Source organism: Streptomyces sp. NPDC102437 (genome assembly GCF_044765565.1).
Lineage (GTDB): Bacteria > Actinomycetota > Actinomycetes > Streptomycetales > Streptomycetaceae > Streptomyces.
The window spans coordinates 156,123-177,362 of sequence record NZ_JBIWKI010000013.1 but is presented as its reverse complement, the minus strand read 5'-3'; the positions used below and the strand labels follow the sequence as shown (position 1 = coordinate 177,362).

Annotated in this window: 15 protein-coding genes; all 15 read right to left on the bottom strand. The window is 70.8% G+C overall.

What is annotated here, in order from left to right; genetic code table 11:
* Window positions 1–2: 2 nt before the first annotated feature.
* Window positions 3–704 (bottom strand): hypothetical protein, encoded by a 702-nt coding sequence (locus ACIRJP_RS19015; protein WP_404175102.1) that lies wholly within the window; start codon window positions 702–704, stop codon window positions 3–5.
* 119 nt (window positions 705–823) lie between these two features.
* Complete coding sequence (locus ACIRJP_RS19010; protein ID WP_404175099.1) at window positions 824–1,846, bottom strand: glycosyltransferase; 1,023 nt, start codon at window positions 1,844–1,846, stop codon at window positions 824–826.
* A complete protein-coding gene (locus ACIRJP_RS19005; RefSeq protein WP_404175096.1) occupies window positions 1,843–2,307 on the bottom strand; it encodes a hypothetical protein in 465 nt (154 codons plus the stop codon). The genes ACIRJP_RS19010 and ACIRJP_RS19005 overlap by 4 nt, the downstream gene beginning before the upstream one ends.
* Window positions 2,307–3,248 (bottom strand): hypothetical protein, encoded by a 942-nt coding sequence (locus tag ACIRJP_RS19000; protein WP_404175093.1) that lies wholly within the window; start codon window positions 3,246–3,248, stop codon window positions 2,307–2,309. Before ACIRJP_RS19000 ends, ACIRJP_RS19005 begins: the two co-directional genes overlap by 1 nt.
* A gap of 50 nt (window positions 3,249–3,298) precedes the next feature.
* Window positions 3,299–3,784: a hypothetical protein gene (locus ACIRJP_RS18995; RefSeq protein ID WP_404175090.1), complete on the bottom strand. Its 486-nt coding sequence runs from the start codon at window positions 3,782–3,784 to the stop codon at window positions 3,299–3,301.
* Window positions 3,785–3,837: 53 nt separating this feature from the next.
* The gene (locus ACIRJP_RS18990) at window positions 3,838–10,101 is read right to left on the bottom strand and encodes a hypothetical protein (RefSeq protein WP_404175087.1); all 6,264 of its coding nucleotides are present in this window, start codon (window positions 10,099–10,101) and stop codon (window positions 3,838–3,840) included.
* Between the two features lie 3 nt (window positions 10,102–10,104).
* On the bottom strand, window positions 10,105–10,665 hold the full coding sequence (locus ACIRJP_RS18985; protein ID WP_404175084.1) for a C2H2-type zinc finger protein: 561 nt from the start codon (window positions 10,663–10,665) through the stop codon (window positions 10,105–10,107).
* Window positions 10,662–11,504, bottom strand: a complete 843-nt coding sequence (locus ACIRJP_RS18980) for a cupin (RefSeq protein ID WP_404175081.1) — start codon at window positions 11,502–11,504, stop codon at window positions 10,662–10,664. The genes ACIRJP_RS18985 and ACIRJP_RS18980 overlap by 4 nt, the downstream gene beginning before the upstream one ends.
* A gap of 86 nt (window positions 11,505–11,590) precedes the next feature.
* Complete coding sequence (locus tag ACIRJP_RS18975) at window positions 11,591–13,294, bottom strand: major capsid protein (RefSeq protein ID WP_404175078.1); 1,704 nt, start codon at window positions 13,292–13,294, stop codon at window positions 11,591–11,593.
* A gap of 107 nt (window positions 13,295–13,401) precedes the next feature.
* Window positions 13,402–13,758, bottom strand: a complete 357-nt coding sequence (locus ACIRJP_RS18970) for a hypothetical protein (RefSeq protein WP_404175076.1) — start codon at window positions 13,756–13,758, stop codon at window positions 13,402–13,404.
* A 27-nt stretch (window positions 13,759–13,785) separates the two neighbouring features.
* Window positions 13,786–17,205 (bottom strand): phage minor head protein, encoded by a 3,420-nt coding sequence (locus tag ACIRJP_RS18965; RefSeq protein WP_404175073.1) that lies wholly within the window; start codon window positions 17,203–17,205, stop codon window positions 13,786–13,788.
* Complete coding sequence (locus tag ACIRJP_RS18960) at window positions 17,198–17,416, bottom strand: hypothetical protein (RefSeq protein ID WP_404175070.1); 219 nt, start codon at window positions 17,414–17,416, stop codon at window positions 17,198–17,200. Before ACIRJP_RS18960 ends, ACIRJP_RS18965 begins: the two co-directional genes overlap by 8 nt.
* A complete protein-coding gene (locus tag ACIRJP_RS18955; RefSeq protein WP_404175067.1) occupies window positions 17,413–19,155 on the bottom strand; it encodes a hypothetical protein in 1,743 nt (580 codons plus the stop codon). The genes ACIRJP_RS18960 and ACIRJP_RS18955 overlap by 4 nt, the downstream gene beginning before the upstream one ends.
* On the bottom strand, window positions 19,152–19,478 hold the full coding sequence (locus ACIRJP_RS18950; protein WP_404175064.1) for a DUF1360 domain-containing protein: 327 nt from the start codon (window positions 19,476–19,478) through the stop codon (window positions 19,152–19,154). The genes ACIRJP_RS18955 and ACIRJP_RS18950 overlap by 4 nt, the downstream gene beginning before the upstream one ends.
* 344 nt (window positions 19,479–19,822) lie before the next feature.
* Entirely contained in the window at window positions 19,823–21,238 is a 1,416-nt protein-coding gene (locus ACIRJP_RS18945) for a phage terminase large subunit (RefSeq protein WP_404175287.1), read from the bottom strand.
* Between the last annotated feature and the right edge of the window lie 2 nt (window positions 21,239–21,240).

Here is a 21,240-nt window from a genome sequence, read left to right as displayed (position 1 = left end):
CGTCAGGATGCCTTGCAGAAATCGCCCGCGACCGGAACGTACGTGGTGGACGGCTCCGGCGGCGGGGTCGAGGTGATGAACATGCGGCGGTGGCAGTTCGGGCCGAGCGGGGTGAGCATCGGGCCCGCGGTGCCGGCGGCGTCCTGCGCCTGGACGTCGTACGGGCCGGTGCCCCACTTCCCGCCCGACCTGGTCGCGCCGGTGAGCTCCAGGTTGACCGCCTCGCTGGCGAGTTCGAGGTCACCGATGATGCCGTTGGTCACCCACGGCAGCAGGAAGTAGACCCACGCTCCCTCCGCGGCTTCGTCGGCACACACGTCCTCACCGAGGACGTCCGTCCAGACCTCCAGCGCGAAGCCCGACTTGCAGGCAATCGAACAGGAATCGAACCCGATCGGCATGCCCGCGTAGTCGAAGTAGACCGGGGAGCCGGTCATGATCTCCGTGAGCTCTGGTGAGGCCTGGAAGAAGCTGAACGTCAAGTCGTAGCCGTTCAGCGTCGGGCAGCCCTTGCGGTAGCCACACTGGCGGCCGTTGGCGGCCTTGAAGGTGATGTCCTCGCCGTCCTCCACGTTCGCGGCCATCTGCACGGAGGCGAAACAGTCGGTGACGTAGGCGGAGTCGTCGCCGCAGACGGGACGGCCGCAGCCGTCGACGCGGGTGATCCGGACGGTTGCAGCATTGGAAATCAGGGGAGCTGGCACGTTGGCCCTCCAACAAGGGAGTTGGACGGCTCGGCCCACAACCAGCAGCGTTAAGTGGTGTGTCGGCCCGGCCCAGAACCAGCGGCATCCACAACGAGTCTATCCGCCGGGGTCTTTCGTCACGCTGCCGTTCCCCGGCGCCTGTTTCTGGGCGGTGCGGGCGGGCGTACGGCCGGACCAGGGGGCCGGACGTGCCGGGGGCGCAGGCTGCGGCACGCGGCCTCGAACGCCCGCAGGTTCCCGGCGTAGTCCAAGCCGTCCGCATGGGCGCGGCACCGGGCCGCCGCCGCGGCGTAGGCCGCTGGGTCGGTGAGTCGGCGGAGCTCGGCCACCCACCGGCCGGTGTCCTCGCGCGGGATGTATGTGGCCGCATCCCCGAGGGCTTCACGGATACCGGGCAGCGGGGCCGCGAGGACAGGGATGCCCGACAGCATGGCCTCGACCCCGGCCCGGCCGTAGGACTCCGTGGTGGACGGCATCAGCAGCACCCGTGTCTGGGCGTAGATGTGCCGCGGGTCGGTACGGTCGGCTACCACCACGTTCGGCGAGAGCGGCCCGTCGGGGGTGTGGCCGGCCGCGCGCACCATCAGGAACCGGGTCTCCGGCAGGTGTGCGGCGACCGCGGCCAGGACGTCGGCGCCCTTCGCGACCGTGGAGCCGTTCAGGGTGACCATGGTGCCGGGGGTGGTGCGGTAGCGGCCCGGGTCGATCGGCGGCGGGAGGACGAGGGCCTGGCCGTGGTGGTCGGGGTAGTGGCCGCGGCACGCCGCAGAGGGGTACCACACCAGGCCCGGGCGCCCGAGGTTTCGGTCGTCGCTCATGCCGTGAACCATCAACAGGTGCGGGATGCTCGCGGCCTGGGACACGATCCGGGCGGCCTTCCGGTCGCCGTGGTGGGTGATCAGGAGCTCCGGCCGCGCGGCCCGGACGGCGCGCCGCCAGTCCCGTAGCGGCCACACCCTCACTCCGTCCTCGGTGCGCGGCTCACCGGGCTCCTTGATCGTCGTCACCACCTGCACCTGATGCCCGGCCGCCACGAGCCCCCGAACGTACTCGTAGCTGGTGACGAAAGCCCCCGTCGGGAGGGCGCTCCGCCCGTACACGGGCAGGAGCACCACGATCCGCATGCCGCCCGCGCTCATGTGATCCGCTCGTATCGGAGCGTGGTTCGGCCGTTGTCAGCGGACAGGATGGCAGCGGACGCTGAAGCCCCGGCACCGTTCACGCGGGCAACCTGGAGCCGCACAAGGCGTGCTGCTGGCACGGCGTAGCGGACGCTGATCGCCCCATGCTGATTGCTGCCGTTGGTGACCGCCGCGCCTGCCGTGCTTAGGGAGATCTGGTGCACCAGCACTTCGCTGCTCGGTACCAGGGCGCCTGCGGTGACGTCCCAGAGACGGGCCACGATCCAGGTGTTGACGGTGCTGGTGCCGCTGAGGGCGGCGCGCACGGAGGCGTCGAGGTGGTAGACGCCGGCAGCGGGGAGCGTCAGCTCCAGGCCGGTGTTCGTCCAGGCTCCGGACGCGGTCGGCTGAAGGTCGACATTGCCCGCGAGGACAGCGAACCCGTCACCTGTGATGCGGATGCTGCTGGAAGTGGCCATCAGTCGGCGTCCGTGTAGATGTGCTCGGTCCAGTGAACGAGGAAGTCGGCGCCCGCCGCGGTGCCGGTGAAGATCAGGCCTCCATCGAGGGCAAGGTCATTGGAGTCGCCGTCGACGGCCCACGTGAGGGTGATGCCAGCCGGGACCGTGACATCGTCGCCGTACGTCGTCGGGCCGCCGCTGCTGTTCGTCGCTCCGGAGCCTGCCGCCCGCACGCGGACGGCCCCGGCAAGGACGGTGAGGGTCATGGACTGGACGTCGGCCGGGATTCTGTCGAGGTTCGTCGAGCTGGCCGTGCCGGTGAACCGGGCGATACGCGGCCGTACCCGCTGGGTCGGTGTGACCCGGGCTCCGGGGGTGACCTGAACGGTGCACTCCACGATCTGCGCCGGGTCCGGGGCCGGGACGGTGGCCCCGGCGTCGTTGGTCCACCGCGTCGTGGTCGTGCCGTCGCAGTCCACCTCAGTGATGCGCCGGTAGTAGGTGTCCGCGACGACGGTATCGACCGGGGTGAACGTGATGGTCTCTTTGGTATCGATGTCGACGGCCGTGAGAACGCCGTACTTCGTACCGGTCGGCGGCAGCGCCCGGGAGCGCAGGAAATACGCGCACGCGTCGCTGAACGCGGTGGTCCAGCCGCCGGCGAACGGGTCCCAGGTGTTCAATGTCGCGGCCAGATCGGACAGGAACGGGACACCGCACAGGTCCCAGCCATCGGTGAACGGGTCCGCGATGACGTTCTTGCCGTTGATGACCCACGACGTCACGCGCACGTTCGGCCGCTCGCAGATACCGGCCGCCGTGCCGTTGATCGCCGAGACGCCACAGGGCGTGGCGGCCGAGTTGTCGTAGGACACGTACCGGTAGCCCGGCACCTTCCAGCACTCGGTGGAGAGCGTTTGCGGGCAGTCCAGCGACAGCGCGGCTCCCGTTCCGGACATGAGGGACCTCCTGGGCCGTTGAAAGGGGGGTGGGCGGGCGACGGCGCCGGTCACCCAGCGGCGCTCGCCTTGTAGGTCGCGCTCACCAGCACGTCAGCGCCGGCCGGGATGTTCAGCGACAGCGCGCTCAGTGACGAGTCGTCACCATCGTTGGTGCTCCAGGTCAGCGCCACGCCTGCCGGTACGGGCTGGTCGGCCGCGCCTGTAGTCGTCACCGCCACCGTCCCCGCAAGCACGGTCACCGTGGCCGATTGCAGGCCCGGGTACAGCGCCTTCAGGTCCGGGGTCGCGGCGGCGGTGTACCGGTGGAGGGCAGTACTCACCTCGGCGTCCGGCGTGGGGTTCGGCGCGCAGGTACCGACCGTGCCCGTGACGGTGTACGGAGTCGTCCCGTCCAGTGCCGTGTCGACGTAGCCGGGAGCGACGCCCGGGGTGTAGCGGCGCAGGAACGGCGTGACCGTCCCGGCGCCGTCGTCGTCGCACAGGACAAAGGCGTCCAGGTCCGGGGTCGAGACGCTGCCGACGGTTCCGGCCATGATTCGGGGTCCTTCCTTGAGGGCCGCCCCGGCGCGGGGCGGCCGTGAGGGGGTCAGAGGGTGATGGCGGTGGTGAACGCCACGGTGACCGTGCCGTCCGTGGCCGCGATCGTGAGCGGCCCGGTGAGGGAGGCGTCGCTGTCGCGGGCCACGGACCAGGTGACGGACTCTCCCGCGACGAGGGTGGATACACCGTCAGTCGTGGTCACGGTGCCGACGCCCCGGGCAACCGCCGTGACGGACTGAAGCGTCGGCCATGCGCTCGCGTCCCAGGTCTGTCCTGCGGTGAGTTCGACGCGGTGGGCCTGCGCCCCGGTCGCGGAGGGCGGCCCGGCCTCACCGGTACGGCAGTCAATCGGTGCGACCGGCGAGTACGGCGCGGAGAGGTCCGCGGTGTACGTGCCGATCGAGCTGAGCTGGCCGTCGCAGTCGACGCCCAGGAGCTCGACGTAGTCGGTGTCCGCCTCGCCGTCGCCGTCGGTGTCGTCGCACCGGCACTCCTGGATGACGTTCTGCACGTCGCACGGGGCGGCCGAGGTGGTCCCTCCGTCGCCGCCGGTGCAGTGACTGGCCTCGCCCTGGACCTCGTACGGCGTGATGCCATCCAGGGCAAGATCCTGGGCCGAGGTGAGACTGCCGTCGCACGCGTAGGTGAAGCGCCGCAGGAACGGGGTACGGGTGAGGGTCAGCGTCTCCGTCCGCACCTCGAACGGCATGAGGAAGAGGTCCCTGTCGTTGAAGGGGCCGCCGGTCGTCTGGTCGGTGAGCCGGATGGTGACCGCGCCGGTAGGGGGCGCGGTGAACGCCACGGGCGGAAGGTCTTCGGACAGCGTGCCGCCGGGGAAGACGTTGGACCCGTTGGAGACGTTGCGGGTCCGGTTGGCGAGGACCGTGGTGCCGTCCAGGATCTCCAGGAGATAGATCGCGTTGTTCGTGGCCGGGGTGGGGTTTCCGGCGCCGATCCACGCGGACGCGAACCGGTACTCGTACCTCACGGCGGGGAGCAGCCCGCCGACGGTGAGCTCCGCTACGCCGTTGGCCTCCTGGTTGGCCTGGGCGAACCACAGGGTGGTGCCGTTGTTGCCGGCCACCACGTTCCCGGTCAGGGCGAAGTCTCTTGCCGGGGTGGGAATGGGCGCCTGGGGGTCGTACGTCAGGTCACAGAGCTGGAGAACCTCGGTGTCCCCGCATGGCCGCTCCGGGCAGCAGGAGCCGCCGCCGGCATCGCACTGGCCCGGCTCGCCGGTGACCGTGTACGGCTGCCCGTCGAGGGTGGTGTCCGATGTCGCGGTCACGGCCCCCGTCTCGCAGTCCGTCGTGACCGTACGGAGGAACTGCTCCGCACAACCGGTCTGCTCGTACAGGACGCTCGTGGTGAACCGGGACAGCTGCCACGAGGTCTCACGCGGGCTACCGGGGCACACGGCAGGTGAGTCGTCGTACACATCGAGCGCCAGGAGGACGGCGAGGTTCCCGGCGGCAACGTCGGCGGCCGGCGCGTCGGCTTCGACCGTCAGCGTCCCCGACCAGCCCACCGGCGTGTTGTTCGCCGGCAGTGCTGTAGCGAGGGGCGTCGTGCCGTTGAACAGCCGCAGGTGGCCGGTGACGGCACATCCGGCGTCCGGGCCGAGCTGCTCGGCATCGACCGACACGGTCACCCGCGCCGTGCCGGTGTCGCATCCGGGGCGCGGGGCCTGGATGCTCGCGGCCATCGTCCGCACGGTGCCCGTCGTCCCGGGCTGCGGTCCGGACCCGGGCGGAACGGTGAGGGTGCTCCCGTCCCAAAGGGCCTGGGCACCGGCCATAGGCATGCCGGTCGGGAACGGGTAGTACGGGGCCGGCGCGGTGTCGGTGATCGTCGCAGCCGGGGCGCCGTCGGTAGGGACGTCGCAGAGGAGGAGCGTGCTGCCGTTGCGGCAGTCCTCGGTCTGCTGCTGGCACAGGCCGACCCTGCCGCTCGCGGAGTACGGGGTCGTGCCGTCCAGGCCGGTGTCCACGACCGCTGGAGCGTCGACGCCCTCCGTATAGGTGAGGTGCCGCAGGAACTCGGTCACCGTGCCGTCCGGGGCTGTGTCGCACAGGGTGACGGTGTCGGTGTTCACCGCCGGGCAGCACGGCGCGTCGCCTCCACCGCCGCACGCCACGAGGCGCTTCCCGGCCGGGATGGAGTTCTGCCGGTCGCCGTTCTCGTCGAGGTAGTACGTCTGGCCGCCAGGCTCGATGATCTGCGTCCAGACCTGCGGCTCGTGGTCGTAGGTCGCGATGACGTGGAGCAGCATCCCGGCCTCGTTGGCCGACGGGCAGTTCACGGCCGGTTGCGTCTCCAGGATCTGGACAACGACCTCGTTCTGACCTGCTCTCCCTCCAGGCACGGCGGTCGGAGGGAACGTCCACGGCGGGTTGGCGAGGGTGCCGCCCCCGACCGGCTGCCACGCCCCGTCATTGAGACGCCACTGCACGACCTTGTTGTCTGCGTTCAGGACCGTCGCCGCGATCCGGATCGTTTCCGGGTTCACGTCTGCCGGCAGGTTCCACGAGGCCCGGGTGTACCAGGTGCCCGGGACCGGCGGGGAGTTTTCGCCGGCGGCCGGGCAGACGGTGCGGTTGGAGTGCGGGCCGACCCAGTGCGCTTTGTTCGGCGCGGTGTCCGTCGCGGTCCACAGGGCGTTGGGCGCGACCCGGTACATCGGGTGCCAGACACCGTTGAGGTTCGGTGCCCACTGCCAATCCGTGTCCACGCCAGCCGTGGCGTTGGCCGCGTTGGTCAGGAACTCGCTGCGGCCGGACTCGACGACGCAGACCTGTCGCGTGATCCGGTCCGAGCTCGGGCACGTCACCAGCTCCGCCCCGGCCGGCAGGGTGTACGGGTCGCCGGCGAGGTCGGTGAGCCGCTGCTCCACCAGGCCACCGGTCTGGTCGTCGTAGACCCGCTCGGCGATGACCTTCCCGGTGATGTCACCGCTCGTCTGGTCACGGACGCACAGGAGTTGCGTCTCCACGTCGACCCGGGTCTCGGGCGGGGGCTGCTCGCAGCACTCGGCGACCGGCTGGCACTCGCCAACCTCACCGACGACGGTGTACGGGTCGCCGTCCAGGGTGGTGTCGTGCGTGGCGATGACCTCGCCGGTCTCGCAGTCCACCACCTGCCGGCGCATGAACTGCGTCGTCTTCGGCAGGGCGAGGTCGAGGCGGCCGGTGACGTAGTTCAGCCCGTTGGTGTCCCGGACCTCGATCTCCACGGTGTTGGGGCCAGCCGTGACGGGGATCTGCGCCGTGCCGGAGGTCGCGGGCTGGTTCCACTGCCCGTACAGGCCGCAGTCGGCGCCGTTGATCCGGACGCGGGCGCCGCCGTCACCCCGGAATCCCACGGACTGGGCGACCGCGACGCCGTCCTCCGGTGCCTGGAAGGTCTTGCGGAGGACCCAGCGAACGGGGGCGAGGTCGTATCCGGTCCAACCGCCGCCGCCGTATCCGGCGTTCGCGTCCGCCCGCGCGCCCAAGACGGGCATGCCGGACACGGTGGCGTAGCGGGCCGGGTACGGGAGGGGTGCCTCCGGTGGGGCGTCCGGCTTCGCCCCGGTGAAGGAGACGACGTCCCAGCCGTCCGCGTCCGGCCGGGTGGCCGGGTCGAAGACGGTGATGACGTCGGTCGCCGCGGTGTCGCAGAGCAAGGTGCTGGACGTGTCGCGGCACGGCTCCGGCGACGTGCCGCCGCCCGTGCTCTGGCACTGGCCGACATCGCCCGTGGCCTCGTACGGGGTGCCGTCGAGTAGCGAGTCGACCACGGACACGGTGGTGCCGGTCTCGCAGTCCGTCACGATCTTGCGGAGGAACTGCGTGGTGCGAGTGCTGATCGCGTCGAAGGAGATCGATGTGCAGGCGCCAGTGAAGGTGTACGCGAACTTGGCGGGGGGCCCGTCGAAGTACAGGTAGCCGGTGGAGTTGTCCAGGTTGGAGTGGATCACCCCGTTGCCGGTCGTGGTGGCGCTGCCGCCCAGCCGGTCCGGCGTGGCGCTGCCCTGCATCGTCAGGTACTCGGGCCTGTCGAAGTCCAGGACGTTGACCCTCAGCGTCGGGAAGGTCTGGGCGACCTCGTCCAGCTCGTACGTCAAGGTCGTGCCCCCGCCGTACCAGCGTGGACCGCTCGCGGCGCATGAGGCCGCAGGGCGTTGGCTGGTGGTGACGCGGACCTTGGCGACCTGCGCGGGGTCGTCTGCGGCGGTGAGGGTGAAGACCCAGCCCTGATCGGGCGGAGAGTTCGGGTCTGCGGCCACGGCTGTCTGTGTCCACGTCACGTCGCTGGTCTCGTCGCACAGCAGCAGCGTCGCGGTGTCGCGGCACGGCTCGGCCGCATCGCAGCCGCAGCAGCCCTCCGGGATGAGGGTCATGCCCTGGAACGCGACGGCGGAGCACGCCAGGCCGCCGCCGGTGTTGCCGTACCGGTAGGAGATGGTCGCGGGCGGCTGGTCCCAGTAGACGTAAGCGGGGGCGTTGCTGGTGTTCGCCGTGATCGTGGACCCGTTCCACGTGACGTCACCTTCGACCCGGGAGGGGATCGGGCTGAGCTGGGTGACGCCCTCGAAGGTGTCGAAGTCGAGGAGGTCCAGCCGGAAGACGCTCATCTCCTGGGCCGCGGCGTCCAGGGTGAGCGTGTAGACGGTCGGGTTGTTGAAGACCGGGTTCGCCGGGTCGTACGTACCGCAGCCGCCCGGTGAGGTGCTGCTCGCGTGGAGGTGGACGTGAGCGGTCTCGTCGGTCTGCGGGTTGGTGATCGTGTAGATGAAGTCCTGCCGCGCGACGCCGGCAGGGTCCTCCGCGATCCCGGTCTGTGGCCACAGGAGTTCGGCGAGCGCGGGTAGGCCGCTGCCGCAGTCGGTGACCTGGACCGGGGTGTACGGCGTGCTGCTGTCCACCGTCGTGTCGCGGGTCTCGACCAGGGCGCCTGAGCAGTCATGGACCAGATGGCGCAGAAACGGGACGGCGCAGCGGAGGCCGGTTTCCGGGTCGGGTTCGACGGTCGGGTTGAGGTCGCACAGGCGCAGGATGTCGACTGTGGAGGCGCACGGCTCCTCTGTCGGCGGGTGGCAGACGCCTGCCTGGCCCGTGACGGTGTAGGGGGTGGTGCCGTCGAGGTGGGTGTCGGTGGTGTCGAGGACCTGGCCGTCGCAGTCCCGGCACACCGTGCGCAGGAACGCCCGCGTGGCCGGGGTGATGAGGAAGTCACCGACCATCCGCTGCGTCGTGCTGAACCCGGTGGCGCCGTCGGTGGCGAACCGGAGCTCGGTGACGGGCCCGGGGTGGCGGAAGCGGGAGACGGGGGCGCCCGCGCCGACCGGGCCGGCGGTCGCGACCGGGCTGAGGTTCCGGGTGGCCGGGTCCCAGAGGTGCGTGGGGTCGAGGGAGACGAGCTGCGTGCCGGGGGGCATGACGATGACGCCGACGCCCCCGCTGCGCCGCCCGACCTGCGCGGACCACTCGGCCTCCACGGGCTGAGTGAAGGTGACCGGCAGCGGCCCGCTGCTCGGAGAGGGGAGCAGGGCGATGCTCCACCAGTTCGCGATGCTGCTGGACCCGCCGTAGACCTCCCAGCCGACGCCGTTCGGCAGAGTGCCGGAGCGGGCGAGCGCCGGGGGCGACGGCGGGTTGAGGAGCAGGGCCGTGACGGTGCTCGCCGGGACGTCGCACAGGACGCTGCTCTCGCAGTGCCGGCACTGCGGCGGGTGGCACACACCGACCGTCCCCGTCGGGGTGTAAGGCGCGGTCCCGTCGAGGGTCGTGTCCCGCGCGGTGCTCGTGTCGTCCCCGTTCGGGGTGAGCGCCCGCAGGAACTCGATGGCCGTGCCGTCCGGCTGGACGTCGCACAGCACCAGGTACTCGACGTCGTCCACAGGCCCGGGGCAGATCCCGAGCGTGCCCGTCACCGTGTACGGGTCGCCGGCCGGGGTGAGGGTGCGGACGCCGATGAGCTGCCCGTCCTCGTCGTACTCGTACTCCACGAGGACGGGTGCGATGACCTCGCCCTCGGCGTCGAGGTCGCACCACTGGCCGACCTCGAACTGGGCGGGCTGCCCGGCGCAGGCCTCCGTGCCGGCGGGCGGTGGCCCGGCCGCGAACTGGCCGTTGAGGAGGTTCATCCACCCTGTCTGGGTGGGGGCGGCGGCGGTCGCGCCGCAGTCCTCGCAGGCGGTGACCGCGAGGACTGCGATCGGGGTTCCGTTCGCGAGGCACAGGCCGGTGGACGCAAGGCCCGGGGAGCAGCAAGGCGGGGTGGGCGGCTCGGGCTCGGGCGCTGCGCAGGGGAGGGGTTCAACGGGCATGGGTCAGTCCTCCCGGTGACGGCGGGCGTGGACTTCCAGGCCGCGGGATGAGGTGAAGGAGCGTGGGCAGTGTGGGCACTGATGGTTGTCGGTGGCTGGGTCGCTTGAGTCGCTGTCCCCCGCCGTGTCCTTCCTGGTGTCCGCCGTGTCCGTGGCGGTGTCCTCGCTGATCACCGGCGGGATGTCCGCTCCGGTGGTCCCATTTCCTGCGGGGGTGTCCCTGCTGGTGTCCCCCGCCGTGTCCCTGAGGGGGACATGTGTCTGTGGTCTGTCCTGGCCGAGGACCGCGGCGAGCTCCCCCGCCTCGAACGTCGCTACGCCCAGGAGGTCCGGCGCGCCCACGGGAGCGGGCTCGGTGGGCTCTTCGTCGGCCGGGGAGATGTACGGTCGGCCGTCCACGAGGGAGCCGCGGAGCAGGTCCTCCGGCATGTCCGTGAAGAGGTGCGGCGGGACGCCGAAGGCCTGTGGGGAGACTGTGCCGACCTTTGGCTGCTGGGCGACCGCCCACCGGGCGAACTCGACGCGCTTGTGCCGGGTCGGCTGGACACGGATGATCGCGTTCACGGGCAGACCACCACCTGAACCGCGCAGACTGCGCATGTCGTGCCGACCACGTACGTCCTCTCAAGGAGAATCCGGCGGTCGTTGGTGCGGATGTTCACGGACGCGGACCGGTCCGGGATAACGTCGAGGGGGCCGCGCCGGATGTGGACGGGGCCGGTGATGTACAGCCAGGCGGTACCGGGCTCTGCGGGGATCTGGCCGGGCCCGGTGTTCATGGCCGAGTAACCGGCGCCGATGACCGCGCAGTTCCCTGCCAGGGTCCGGAGCTCGCCGGTGGCGGGGTCCTCGCGCAGGACGTTGCAGCAGCCGAGGAGCGCGGCGACACCGGCCGGGACGTGGAGGACGCCCGCCCCGCCGTAGGACTCCGCGAGGCACCCCTCCAGAGCTGCGACGCCCTGAGCGATCGATACGGGCCCCTCGGGCGGGGTCAGGTCCACCACGTCAGTGGTGAGCCGGTTGGACCAGAACGCAGCCTCAAGGCCGTGCTGTTCGCCGAGTTCCATCGTCGCCTTGGCGTGCGCGACGGCTTCCTCGTACGACCAGCCGAGGGTGGAGCACTCCGCACCGGCGTACAGGGTGATTGGGGCGGCGTGCTCCACGTGCGGCCGGCAGAACTCCTTGGCGGGCCGTTCCCCTGGCGACTCCTCCCCCGGGGACTCCTCCGCCTCGCAGGGGTCTACCCATTGGCGCACCGGGCAGCAGCCGAGGGCCATCCACTCCACGCCCATGAGTTCGTGGATGTCGTCCACGTCCTTGACGGTCGTGCACGCGTTGAGGATGCCGTGGGGCAGCGGTGTGCCGGGAATGGGCTCGACTAGTTTCCGCATCCCTGCGGGCATGGCTCCACCTCCGTGGGCTCAATGAGGGCGTGGCGGGCCCGCGGTACCTGAGCGCGGGCCCGCCACGAGTCCAGCGGGGTGAGGGGTCAGCTCGCGTTGGCGGCGCAGACCATTTCGAGCTGCGCCCCGGTGGCACCGTCCGGGCACACGGGGACGGTGACCAGGCGCGTGTCCACGGACCGGTCCACCAGGGCCGTGCACTCCTCCGCAAACAAGGCCGTGTAGTCGTTGTACTTGAACTTGTTCGAGTCGTGGATGACGCCGAGGTTGACTTCCTCGCCGCGGCCGATGACCAGGCTTCCGGACGGGTACATGAGGAACTTGACCTCGCTCGGGAACGCGGTGGCCGGGTTGGGGCCGCCGATCTCGTCCGGGACCGCGGGGTTGAGGCCGCGGGCGAACTGGACGCGGACGCCGAGCTTGGAGAACGTGTCCTGCACGCAACCGGGGTCCAGGTCGCAGATGTTGACGCCGTTCTGGCGGGCCAGGTCCGCGAGGAACAGCTGCCGGGACCAGTACGGGAAGACCACTTCCAGGGCGGTGGACTCGCAGAGGCTGTGACGTTCGATCATGTCGGCGGACTGCAACGCGACCGCACCGAACACGGCGGACAGCGCACCGAACGACGGCGCCAACGTGACCTGGGTCGCGGTGTTGAGCGCCTTCTGGAACAGGTACTGCTTCACCCGGATTTCGTGGGCGACCATGGAGTTGCGCAGGTACCAGGAGACGAGCTCCGGGAAGTGGCGCTGTGTCAGGATGCCGGCCTCCAGGCACACGCCGATCGCGTCACAGCGGACCTCGACAGGCTCCGGGCACGGGATCCGGTAACAGGGCTTTTCGGCGCCGCTGATGTCGTCGGCCTCCGTGTGCACCCACGTCATCGCCGCGACGTCCAGGCTGAGCGGCTTGTAGTAGCGCAGGCCGCCGCGCGCGAGCTGGATCTCCGGGGCGTCCCAGAGGAGATCCGGGCACGCGGTGTCCGTGAGCGTGTAGATCGTCTCCGACGGGGCGCACCAGCCGCCCGAGGCGACGAGATCACCCTGAGGAAGGCGCCGCTGGTTCGACGCCGTCAGGGACACCGTCGTCCCCTCCGGGGCGCTGGAGCTGTCCGTGACGATGAGCTCCTGCGAGTACGGGTGACGGTAGGAGATGACCTGCCCCACACCCCCGCCGGCCGTCTTGAGCGCGTTGGCGCGGCTGATGATTCCGGCGGTGATGTCGTTGAAGTCGAGCGGGGCGCCCGGGGTGTAGCCGGGGACGTCCACGGCCGCGGTGATGCGGGTGGTCGGCGCCGGCGGCTCGGGCAGGACGCGCGGCTGGACCCGGCGGACCGCGGAGAGGTTGAGGGCGGGACGGACGACCGCCGCGGCGGTCGCGGACGGCGCCGGAGCAGCGGGGGCGGTCTCCGCGGCCGGGGCGGCCGGGGCCGTCTCGGCGGACGCGGCAGTCTCCTGGACCTCGGCGCCCTCGGCGGTGGTGTTCCCGGCCGGGGCCGGGGTGTTGGGGTCCTCGCCGCGGACCCGGGCCGCCATGGCCTCGATCTCGGCGGCGGCGGCCTCCGCGGCCTTCCGCCGGGCCAACTGCTCGGAGCGGATCGCCTCGGAGCCTGTGGCCAGCGCGCGCATCTGCTGGAGGGAGTCGTCAGTGAGTGCGTCCTCCGCGGCAAGTGCCGCGAAGGTCACCGACGAGACGTTGAGGGCGTCGGCCAGGTCCTCGTCCGTCAGGGACGTGAGGAACGCGGCGTCGGAGAGGGTGTTGAGGTCCTGCGGGAGCTCGAACTCGGCCATGGGGGCGGGTCTCCATACATCGAACGGAGAGCCCGGCCCAAAACCAGCGGCGCTGATGAGACAGCATAGCTACTCACCAGCGCCGTCAAGCGGTTCAGTTACCGCGGCTACGCCGCGGGGTTGGCGGCGAGGGCGGCGGCCAGCGGGTAGACCACGGTCCTGTTGGCGGTGCTGCGCACCACGGCGCCGGCGTGGTCGTCGGCGGAGGCCTTGAGGCGATTCCGCTCCGTGCCGGTGAACACGACCTCGCCGGCCCCGGCCTGGAGAACGACCTCGTAACTTCCCTTCGGCCACGAGTGGTAGACGGGGTCACCGGTCTTCTTGTCGCGGACGATGCTCTTGGCATAGCGGTCTGCAACCGCCTCACTTGTTCCCTGGCTGGAAGAGGTGAAGGCGACGCGGCCCGTTCCTCCGCTCTGGACGACCTCGAACGACTGGCGCTTGTTCTGGCACGCGCACGGCATGGCGGTGCTCCTTTCAGGGGGTGGGGGTCAGAAAGTGACGGTGGCGGGCGGAGCGGCCGCGAAGGCAGCGGACAGCCGCTCCACTTCGGCCCTCCGGGCGGTGTCGTGTTCGGTCTGGCGGTGGTTGAGGGCGTCCAGGAGGTTGTCCAGGGCCTCCGGGCGCAGGAGGGCGGCCATGACGTCCGCGGCGTCACCGGACGCCTGAACGGCTGTCTGGACGGCAGGCTCGGCGGGGTCGGCCGCGGGTGCGGGTGTGGGCTGCGGGTCCTGGAGGGTCGCCGCGGTGGTCACGGCGCGCTCCAGGTCGTGGGCCGGGCCCACCACCGCGGCGGACGCGGCGAGCGCCAGGTTGGAGCGTTCCACCGCTGCGGCGATGAGCGGGGAGGAGTGGCCGGGAACGGGGACGGAGAGGACCGCGCGGAGCTGCCAGCGGCCGTTCGTGCCCTGCCGCATGTGGTAGCTCGGCTGACACGCGGTGAACACGGTCCGGTCCCACTGGGACAGCCACGGGGCGGCTGCGCCGGAGAACCAGAGGCCGCGCTCGTTGAGGCCGACGGTGATCACTCCGGCCACGGTGCGGGTGTCGTCGAACTGGCAGCTGGCGGTGTCGCATTCGGCGCCGTCGCGGGAGTGGGGGGCGTTCATCGTGAACGCTCCGGCCTTGACGTAGCTGCCGTCGTCGAGCTTGAAGCGGGCGCGCAGGAAGTGGGTCATGTCCAGCGCGCCGAGGGACTCGATGGTGAGGTTCCGGCCGGCGTATCCGGCGTGGGGCTCCCCGGCCTGCGCCACCCATCCGTAGATCCGGCCGCCTGCGTAGTGAACACCGCCGCTCCCGGGCGGCAGTTCCTCCGGGGTGGGCTCACGGAACCAGGCGGCGGGCATCGGGTCGGCGTCGCGCATCGCGGTCCAGGCGGAGGCCACGAGCTCGCCCATCGCCTCGTCCGGCGCCTGGTGTGTGTGCGTCACCGGGGCGGGGCGGGACAGGGCCGCTGTGGCGGAGGCGGCCACGTCACGGCCCTCGGGGATGCTGGACGGGCCTATGTAGAGGCCGGGGGCCAGGCGGACCAGGCGGCCGGCCTTCGCGGCGCGCTGCAGGTGGCCGCGGACGGCGCTGGCCTCCAGGCCGAGCGCTCGGGCGGCCTCGGCCGCGCCCACTGGGGCGGGGGATGCGCACACGTAGGACACCACCCGGTGGTGTGCCTCGCCCGGAGACGCGGCCACGACCGCCCGGACCTGCGAGAGGGCGACGGCCAGCGGCTGGTTCTCCTCGACGGGTTCCAGGACGATACGGGCCCGGTCGTAGGCCGGCATCGCGACGAGGGTGGCGCCGCGGAGCCGGGCACGGGTGATGCGGATGAGGAGGTCCCCGGAGGATTCCGAGTGCACGACGGTGCCAGCGTCGGGGTCCGGATCTCCGGCGGCGGCGGTGAGGACACCGGCCCCGCCGAACGCCGCCTGTACGGATGCGAGGGTGACGTTGCCTCCGGGGCCGGTGATGAGCTGCGCGGTGTGCCGGAGGCGTGCGGGGTGGCCGCCGGACGCGGTCCAGGACGGGGCCGTGGAGGCGTTGATCATCCATCCGCCGTCGTCCAGGCGCAGGAGAGACGCGGAGGCGAGGGAGGCGGCCAGGGCGAGGCCGCCGCCGTCCTCAGGGTTCATGGTGAGGTCGACGAATTCGATATCGACGTCGTCCAGGTCGACGGACACGCCGAGGGGCGCCTCCTCTTCCAGGAGCATGGCGGCCTCGGCGCCGGCGCGCTGGGTGAGGTACAGGACGCCGTCACCGGTGATGCGGTCGCCGTCCCGGCCGAGGCTGTTGATCGATCCGGCGAGTTCGGCGCCCTCGTGGCCGCTCAGCATTTCGTCGGCGTACTGGAGCGGCCACGGGCCCGGTCCGGACCACTCCAGGGCGCCGGGTACGAACACCCTCCCGTCGCCGGTCTGCTGGTTCTCGAACGCTAGGCCGGCGTCTCCGGGTGTCGACCAAGCGCGGGTGGGCATCCCGTCCGCGGTGGTGTCCTCGTTGGGCATGGTCTCCTCCTCCGGGTTCAGGGGGATGTCGATGCGGTCGCCGGCGAAGGCCAGGCGGATACGGTCGAAGGTGATCGGGCCGAGGCGCGCCTCCAGCTCCTCCAGGAGCCCCGGGTCGGCGCTGTAGGCAGCGCACACATGTGGCGCCCATGGGGAGTGCTGGGTGGGGAGCTCGGGCCGTTCGTGGGTGTCTTCCAGGGCGTCGGTGATGAGGGCGTCGGCGTAGCCGAGGGTGGGGGCGTCGGCGGGCCGGTCGCGGTCGTCGCCTACGGCCCACACCCATGACGGGGAGTCCGATCCGGCGTTCCAGTGGTTCGCGCCGAACGCGCGGGCGTGGAGAGGGCCGCCGAGCTCACTGACGCGGGAACGGATGCCGTCCGCGAGCTCCTGGCGCTGGTCCTCACTCCATGCGGTGCCGTCGTCCCCCAGGAAGTAGAGGGTGAGGTGGAGTTCGTCGACGTCCTCACCGCCCTCGATGGCGAGACGGGCGGCGTCCTCGGGGGTGGGGATGAGCGCGATCATGGCCCCCTGGAGGTGGCTGCCGTCCGCCGCGGCGGTTACGGGCCCGTTTTCCATGGTTGTCTCCTGGGATTCGTAAGCGTGTCTCCGTCCGGCGTCTTGGAATGCAAGGGCGGCGGCGTGTGTCTCGGCTCGGGACAGGCGAAGAACGCACCGGCAGTTGCAGACCAGTGCGGCGGGTGCGGTTGGGTCGCCGGGGCCGGTCATGGGCACACCGGCCACGTTGAACGGATCGTCGAGGAGCTGGAGTTGCCCGTCCACGGCGTCATGCGCGTCCCGGACCTTCCGGTCCCCGCGTGTGCGCCACTGCTTGACGAGCGGCCGGTCCGGGCCAGTCAGCGCCCGGCCGGCCTCCAGGGTGGCCGTGTTCCAGGCGCGCCCGACCTCCGTGACCGCGATGCGCTCCTCCCTGGCCGTGCCGAGCTGCGCCCCCTCTCGGGCGAATGCCTCACGGAGCCGGGCGCGGAGCTGGTCCACGTCTTCCCCGGCGTTCAGGCCCGCAGCGAGTTCCGTGCGTGCGGTCTCGGCGAGGCGGTCTCCCACGGCGCGCAGGAGGTGTTCCGTCGTCGTGGCGTACTGGCCGAGCCCTTCGGGGAGTTGACGGCCGTCGTCGTACCGGGCGGGGAGGTCTGTCCAGGTGTCGTCGAGTTCGCCGCCCACGCTGTCCGCCGCGTCATGGGCGGCGGTCTCCGCCACCAGGAAGAGGCGGCGCACGATCCGCGGGACCTGGCGGTTCCACATGCGGGCGATGCTGCCGACGGAGAACCGGGCGGCCACGAGCTCATCCGCGCCGGAGACGGCGTCTGCGAACTCCTCCGCAACTTCCTGGAGGGCGGTCCGGACGGTGCGGGCCACGTTCCGCTCCGCCGTCGCGAGGGCGGCCTTCGTGTCAGTCACGGTGCGCCTCCCCCGGGGCGTCGCAGACCTCGCACCAGGACCAGGTGGAGACGGTGGCCACTCCGTCCGGGGTCAGGAGGAACGTGGAGCCGGTGGCCCGTGTCCAGGCTTTGCAGGCGTGGCACCAGTCCAGGCGCCAGTCCACGGCCGGGGTGATGGTGAGGACGAGGTTCGGTGGCGGGGGCGGGCCGGTGCGCCGGGGGGCGGTCATGCTGCCGCCGTCAGGCAGGAGGCGCGCAGCGCGCCGCGGGTGAACTCGTAGTCGTGGGCGAGGCCGGCGGCTATGAGCTCCCGGCAATACGCCTCCAGTGATGCGTTCAGGCATTCTTGGTCGAGGCCGTGGCGGGTCGCGATCTCCGGCAGGCGTGGCCATGCGCCTTCCAGCAGGTGCCATTGCTCGACCTGTTCCGGTTCTACGCGGATGATGGTGTGGAGGCGGGCGGGCTCGATCTCCCGGGCGCGGGCGCGTTCGGAGCGGGGGCAGGCCGGTGTCTTGCGGAGCTTGTCCCCGGCGGCGGCGAGCGCGGCCCAGATCAGGCCGTCCGCGGCCTCCAGGACGGCGGTGGGCAGGCCGGGCGTAGCGGAGGCGGGGAGGGTGTCCGGAAGGCTTTCGGACTCGTCCACGGGGATGCTCGTCCTGCCACCGCTGTCCCGGCCCTGCTCCGGCTGCTGCGCCTGGTCATGCTGCTGGCGTTCGCGGTCGGTGGTGTCCTGCGCGGTGGGGGCGTCGGCCTCGTCGAAACCGGTCTCCCGGCGCAGGGCCTTGCCGGAGATGGCGTTGAGTTCGAAGAGACGCAAGGCGGTCTGCGAGCGGTTGGTACGCACGCGCAGGGGCGAGGAGTCCGCGAAGACGGACCACTCCTCGGCGTCCACCCCGTGCTCGCTCTCCAGCAGGGGGCGCAGCCAGTGGTGGGTGTAGGCGTGGGTGACAACGTCGAGCCGGGGCACGATGCCGAGGCGGATCGCCTCTGCGGTGAGTTCCCAGGCGCCCCAGTGGTTGACGTCGCCCAGGCGGCCGAGCAGGAACTCACCAGGGATGTCTGCGGCCGAGGCGAAGCGCCGGATGTTCTCCTCGCGCAGCTTGATCGCCAACTCGTCGAAATTGCTCTCGAAGGTGAGGCGTTGGATGGTCCCGACCATCTCCGCCGGCACTTCCAGGATGATCGGTACCGTGGCGGCGGCGCTGGCAGGGTCGCGGATCGCGGTCTCGGCGACCTCCATGAAGACGTCGATCAAGTCGTCCTCGGCGTCTCCCTGGACAGGGGTGGACGGGAATCGTGTGCCCTTGGGGACGATGAGGATGCCGCGGCCGGTGAGCCGGGAGAGCGTGATGGCACGGACGGCGGCCCCGAGGAGGCGTAGTTCCTCCAGCTCGTTGAGGCTGCCCAGGACCGGGGAGTCCGCTTCCAGGTGCCTCTTCGGGCTCGGGTCCCACACGCGGATGGCTATGGGGTCCAGGTCGTTGGCAGCCTCGCCTGTGTCCTCGTCGGCGGGCGGGATGGTGACCGGCTTGCCATCGATCGTGGCTTCCATGCCCTTGCCCTTGGTGGTCATCTCGAGGACGGAGACGACGTGCCAGGTGGGCAGGTCGTTTTCCCGGGGGCGGATGACGGTCCAACCCTCGCCGGCGACGGCGAGGTGCCGACCGTACTCGCGCAGGAGCTGGGCTTGTCCGAGCCGCCCTCCGGCGATCTCGGAGACGATCCGGGCGGCCGGGTGGTTCTCCGGGGCGGGGATGATGCTGTCGCCGGGGCCCAGTCGGCCGGCGTAGATCCGGGCGCCGCTCATGGCGTTGCCGATCCAGTTGGCGAAGCTGCGGACCTCCGGGGTCCGGTAGAACGACCAGGCTTGCTCTTGGTCGGCGCGTGCCGGGTTCTGGGCGGAGGTCTTCGCGGTGCGCTGGGTGTAGCGGGCAGCAGCGGCCTTGAGTTCGCGGCGCGGGGCGCTCATGCGTTGGCCTTGCGAGAGTCGTCCCACCGGTTGAGGAGCGCGGCGGCACCGGCCAGGGCGAACCACATGATGCCGACCTGCACCACACGGTTGTCCGGCCACAGGAGGTAGGCGGCCAGCACCGCGCCGTTGAGCCACCACCCGAGGCAGTAGATGCAGGAGATGAGGGTGATGACGAAGGCCCGGACGCTGGACTCCGGGCGGCGGGTCTGCCAGTCGAACACCCGGTCGCGGGCGGGGTCCAGGATGGAGTCATGGACGCCGAGCTGGGTGAGTCTGTACCCGGCAAGTACCAGGATGACGAGTTCCGGAATTTCGATCATTTCCGCCCCTTGCAAAATTCACCATTGATCGGCGGAGCATCATAGGCCAACTCGAAAGAATTCTGGACGGGCATACCTCAAGGTCAGGGCCACGTTTTAGATCAATACAGGGGTTTAGCGCGTACTAATTCTGATCAATTCAGTGCGGGATATTCCAGCGAATGCCGGTAGGGTGCCGAGCACGGGGCCCGGCGGTTATGCCGATGCAGTGTCCGGACGGCGTGGGAGTACACGCCCCACATCCGCCCCGCCCCGCCCCATGGAGGCCCCCGGCCGGAGCCGCTCATCTTCGAGCCGGGGGCCCGCGCCATCCCGGGGCGGTCAGCGGCCAGGCCGAGCCGCGGTCACCGCGTGCGGGCGCCTCCGCGGCCGATGCTGCGCCCGTACCGGGAAGCCGCCCGTGGCGCGCCCTGGCCGCCGCCCTGGCCACTCCGCGCCGGGGACAGGACACGTGAAGGGCCGACGAGGTCCAGTTCCGCAACGACGTACCGCATGGTGTCGCAGCCGTGGTCATCCACCTTCAACGGCGCTTCCGGTTCTGCCTTGTTCGCCGCGGTCCCTGTCGGCTTCGCCCACACGTAGCCGCTGATTTCGTCGGCCGTGCACACCGGCTTCTTCGCCTCGGCGAGGGCTTCGTCCCGCTCGACGAGGGCGCCACGCATCAGGAACAGTCGCGGCCGTCCGTCCCCGGATGCCCGTAGACGCGTCTTCACGGCCTGGAGGCCCGTGTTGACGGTCTTTCGGGCCGGGGTCGTTGGGAGGCCGAGTTCGCGCTCCAGGACTGCCCGGTCGCCCGCATCGTGGTCGCAGACGATCGCGATCGGCTTCGGCTCCGTCCACCTGACGTCATCGCCTTTCCCCTCGGTGACGTGGGTCAGGATCGTCCGCGCATGCTCGTCCACGGTGCGCCTGGTCATGTAAATCTCTCGGTACAGCCACAGCCGCCCGTCGGGGTCGATGGCCCAGCACTGCCAGCAGAACGGGTTCGTGTAGCCAAAGTCCACGCCCCATATGCGGGGCCAGTCGGCCGGCACCTCGAAGCGGTCGACGAGGTGGACGGTGTCCTCGTACTCCTCGTAGATCACGCCCTCGGCCACCGTCCAACGGCCGTCTCGCAGGCGCATCCTGCGCACACCAGTAAGTGCGTCCAGCTTGCTCATGTAGGAGCTGCCGGCCTCGGTGTACGAGCCGTCACGGTTCACGTAGAAGGGGTTGTCCCGGTGCGAGGACGTGATCATGATCAGGCGGCCGTCGTCCGCCCGCTGCTTGATCCAGTGCTGGGGGTGGCTGGGGTTCGTAGCCAAGACCAGCTGCTTATACGTGGGGGCCTGGCCCCTCAAGCGGGACAGCAGCGTCTCGTGCAGGTCGAGGCTGATCTCTACCGCCTCGTCAACGAAGATCCGGTCAAGCTCGGCACTCAAGAACTTTTCTGGCCGGTCCCCGCCCGCGACGAGGATCGTCGAGCCGTTGGCGTACCGGAAGGCGGCCGGGTCCTTGCCCGAGCCGCCGAACCACCGCACCGTTCCGTCCATGAGGGAGCCGAGCGCTACCTGACGCTGAAACGTCACCAGGGTTGTCGCAGTCAGGGACGTGTGCGTCGCACGCATCATGAGGGCCCGCAGGTTCGGCACCTTCATCGCCGTGAGATGAAGCTTCCAGCAGGCTGCCAACGTCTTGCCTGTACCGGCCCTACCGACGGCGGCAACTTCCGTTTCTCTGCACCGCAGAAGGTCGAGGTTCGCGCCACGCGGCTCGAACACGA

Bases quoted from the DNA above. Each gene is read 5' to 3' on its own strand.
- ACIRJP_RS18960 (WP_404175070.1), bottom strand. From the start codon at position 17,416: ATGACCGCCCCCCGGCGCACCGGCCCGCCCCCGCCACCGAACCTCGTC.
- ACIRJP_RS18980 (WP_404175081.1), bottom strand. From the start codon at position 11,504: ATGCCCGCAGGGATGCGGAAACTAGTCGAGCCCATTCCCGGCACACCG.
- ACIRJP_RS19005 (WP_404175096.1), bottom strand. From the start codon at position 2,307: ATGGCCACTTCCAGCAGCATCCGCATCACAGGTGACGGGTTCGCTGTC.
- ACIRJP_RS18950 (WP_404175064.1), bottom strand. From the start codon at position 19,478: ATGATCGAAATTCCGGAACTCGTCATCCTGGTACTTGCCGGGTACAGA.
- ACIRJP_RS18955 (WP_404175067.1), bottom strand. From the start codon at position 19,155: ATGAGCGCCCCGCGCCGCGAACTCAAGGCCGCTGCTGCCCGCTACACC.
- ACIRJP_RS18970 (WP_404175076.1), bottom strand. From the start codon at position 13,758: ATGCCGTGCGCGTGCCAGAACAAGCGCCAGTCGTTCGAGGTCGTCCAG.
- ACIRJP_RS18975 (WP_404175078.1), bottom strand. From the start codon at position 13,294: ATGGCCGAGTTCGAGCTCCCGCAGGACCTCAACACCCTCTCCGACGCC.
- ACIRJP_RS19000 (WP_404175093.1), bottom strand. From the start codon at position 3,248: ATGTCCGGAACGGGAGCCGCGCTGTCGCTGGACTGCCCGCAAACGCTC.
- ACIRJP_RS19010 (WP_404175099.1), bottom strand. From the start codon at position 1,846: ATGAGCGCGGGCGGCATGCGGATCGTGGTGCTCCTGCCCGTGTACGGG.
- ACIRJP_RS18995 (WP_404175090.1), bottom strand. From the start codon at position 3,784: ATGGCCGGAACCGTCGGCAGCGTCTCGACCCCGGACCTGGACGCCTTT.
- ACIRJP_RS18990 (WP_404175087.1), bottom strand. From the start codon at position 10,101: ATGCCCGTTGAACCCCTCCCCTGCGCAGCGCCCGAGCCCGAGCCGCCC.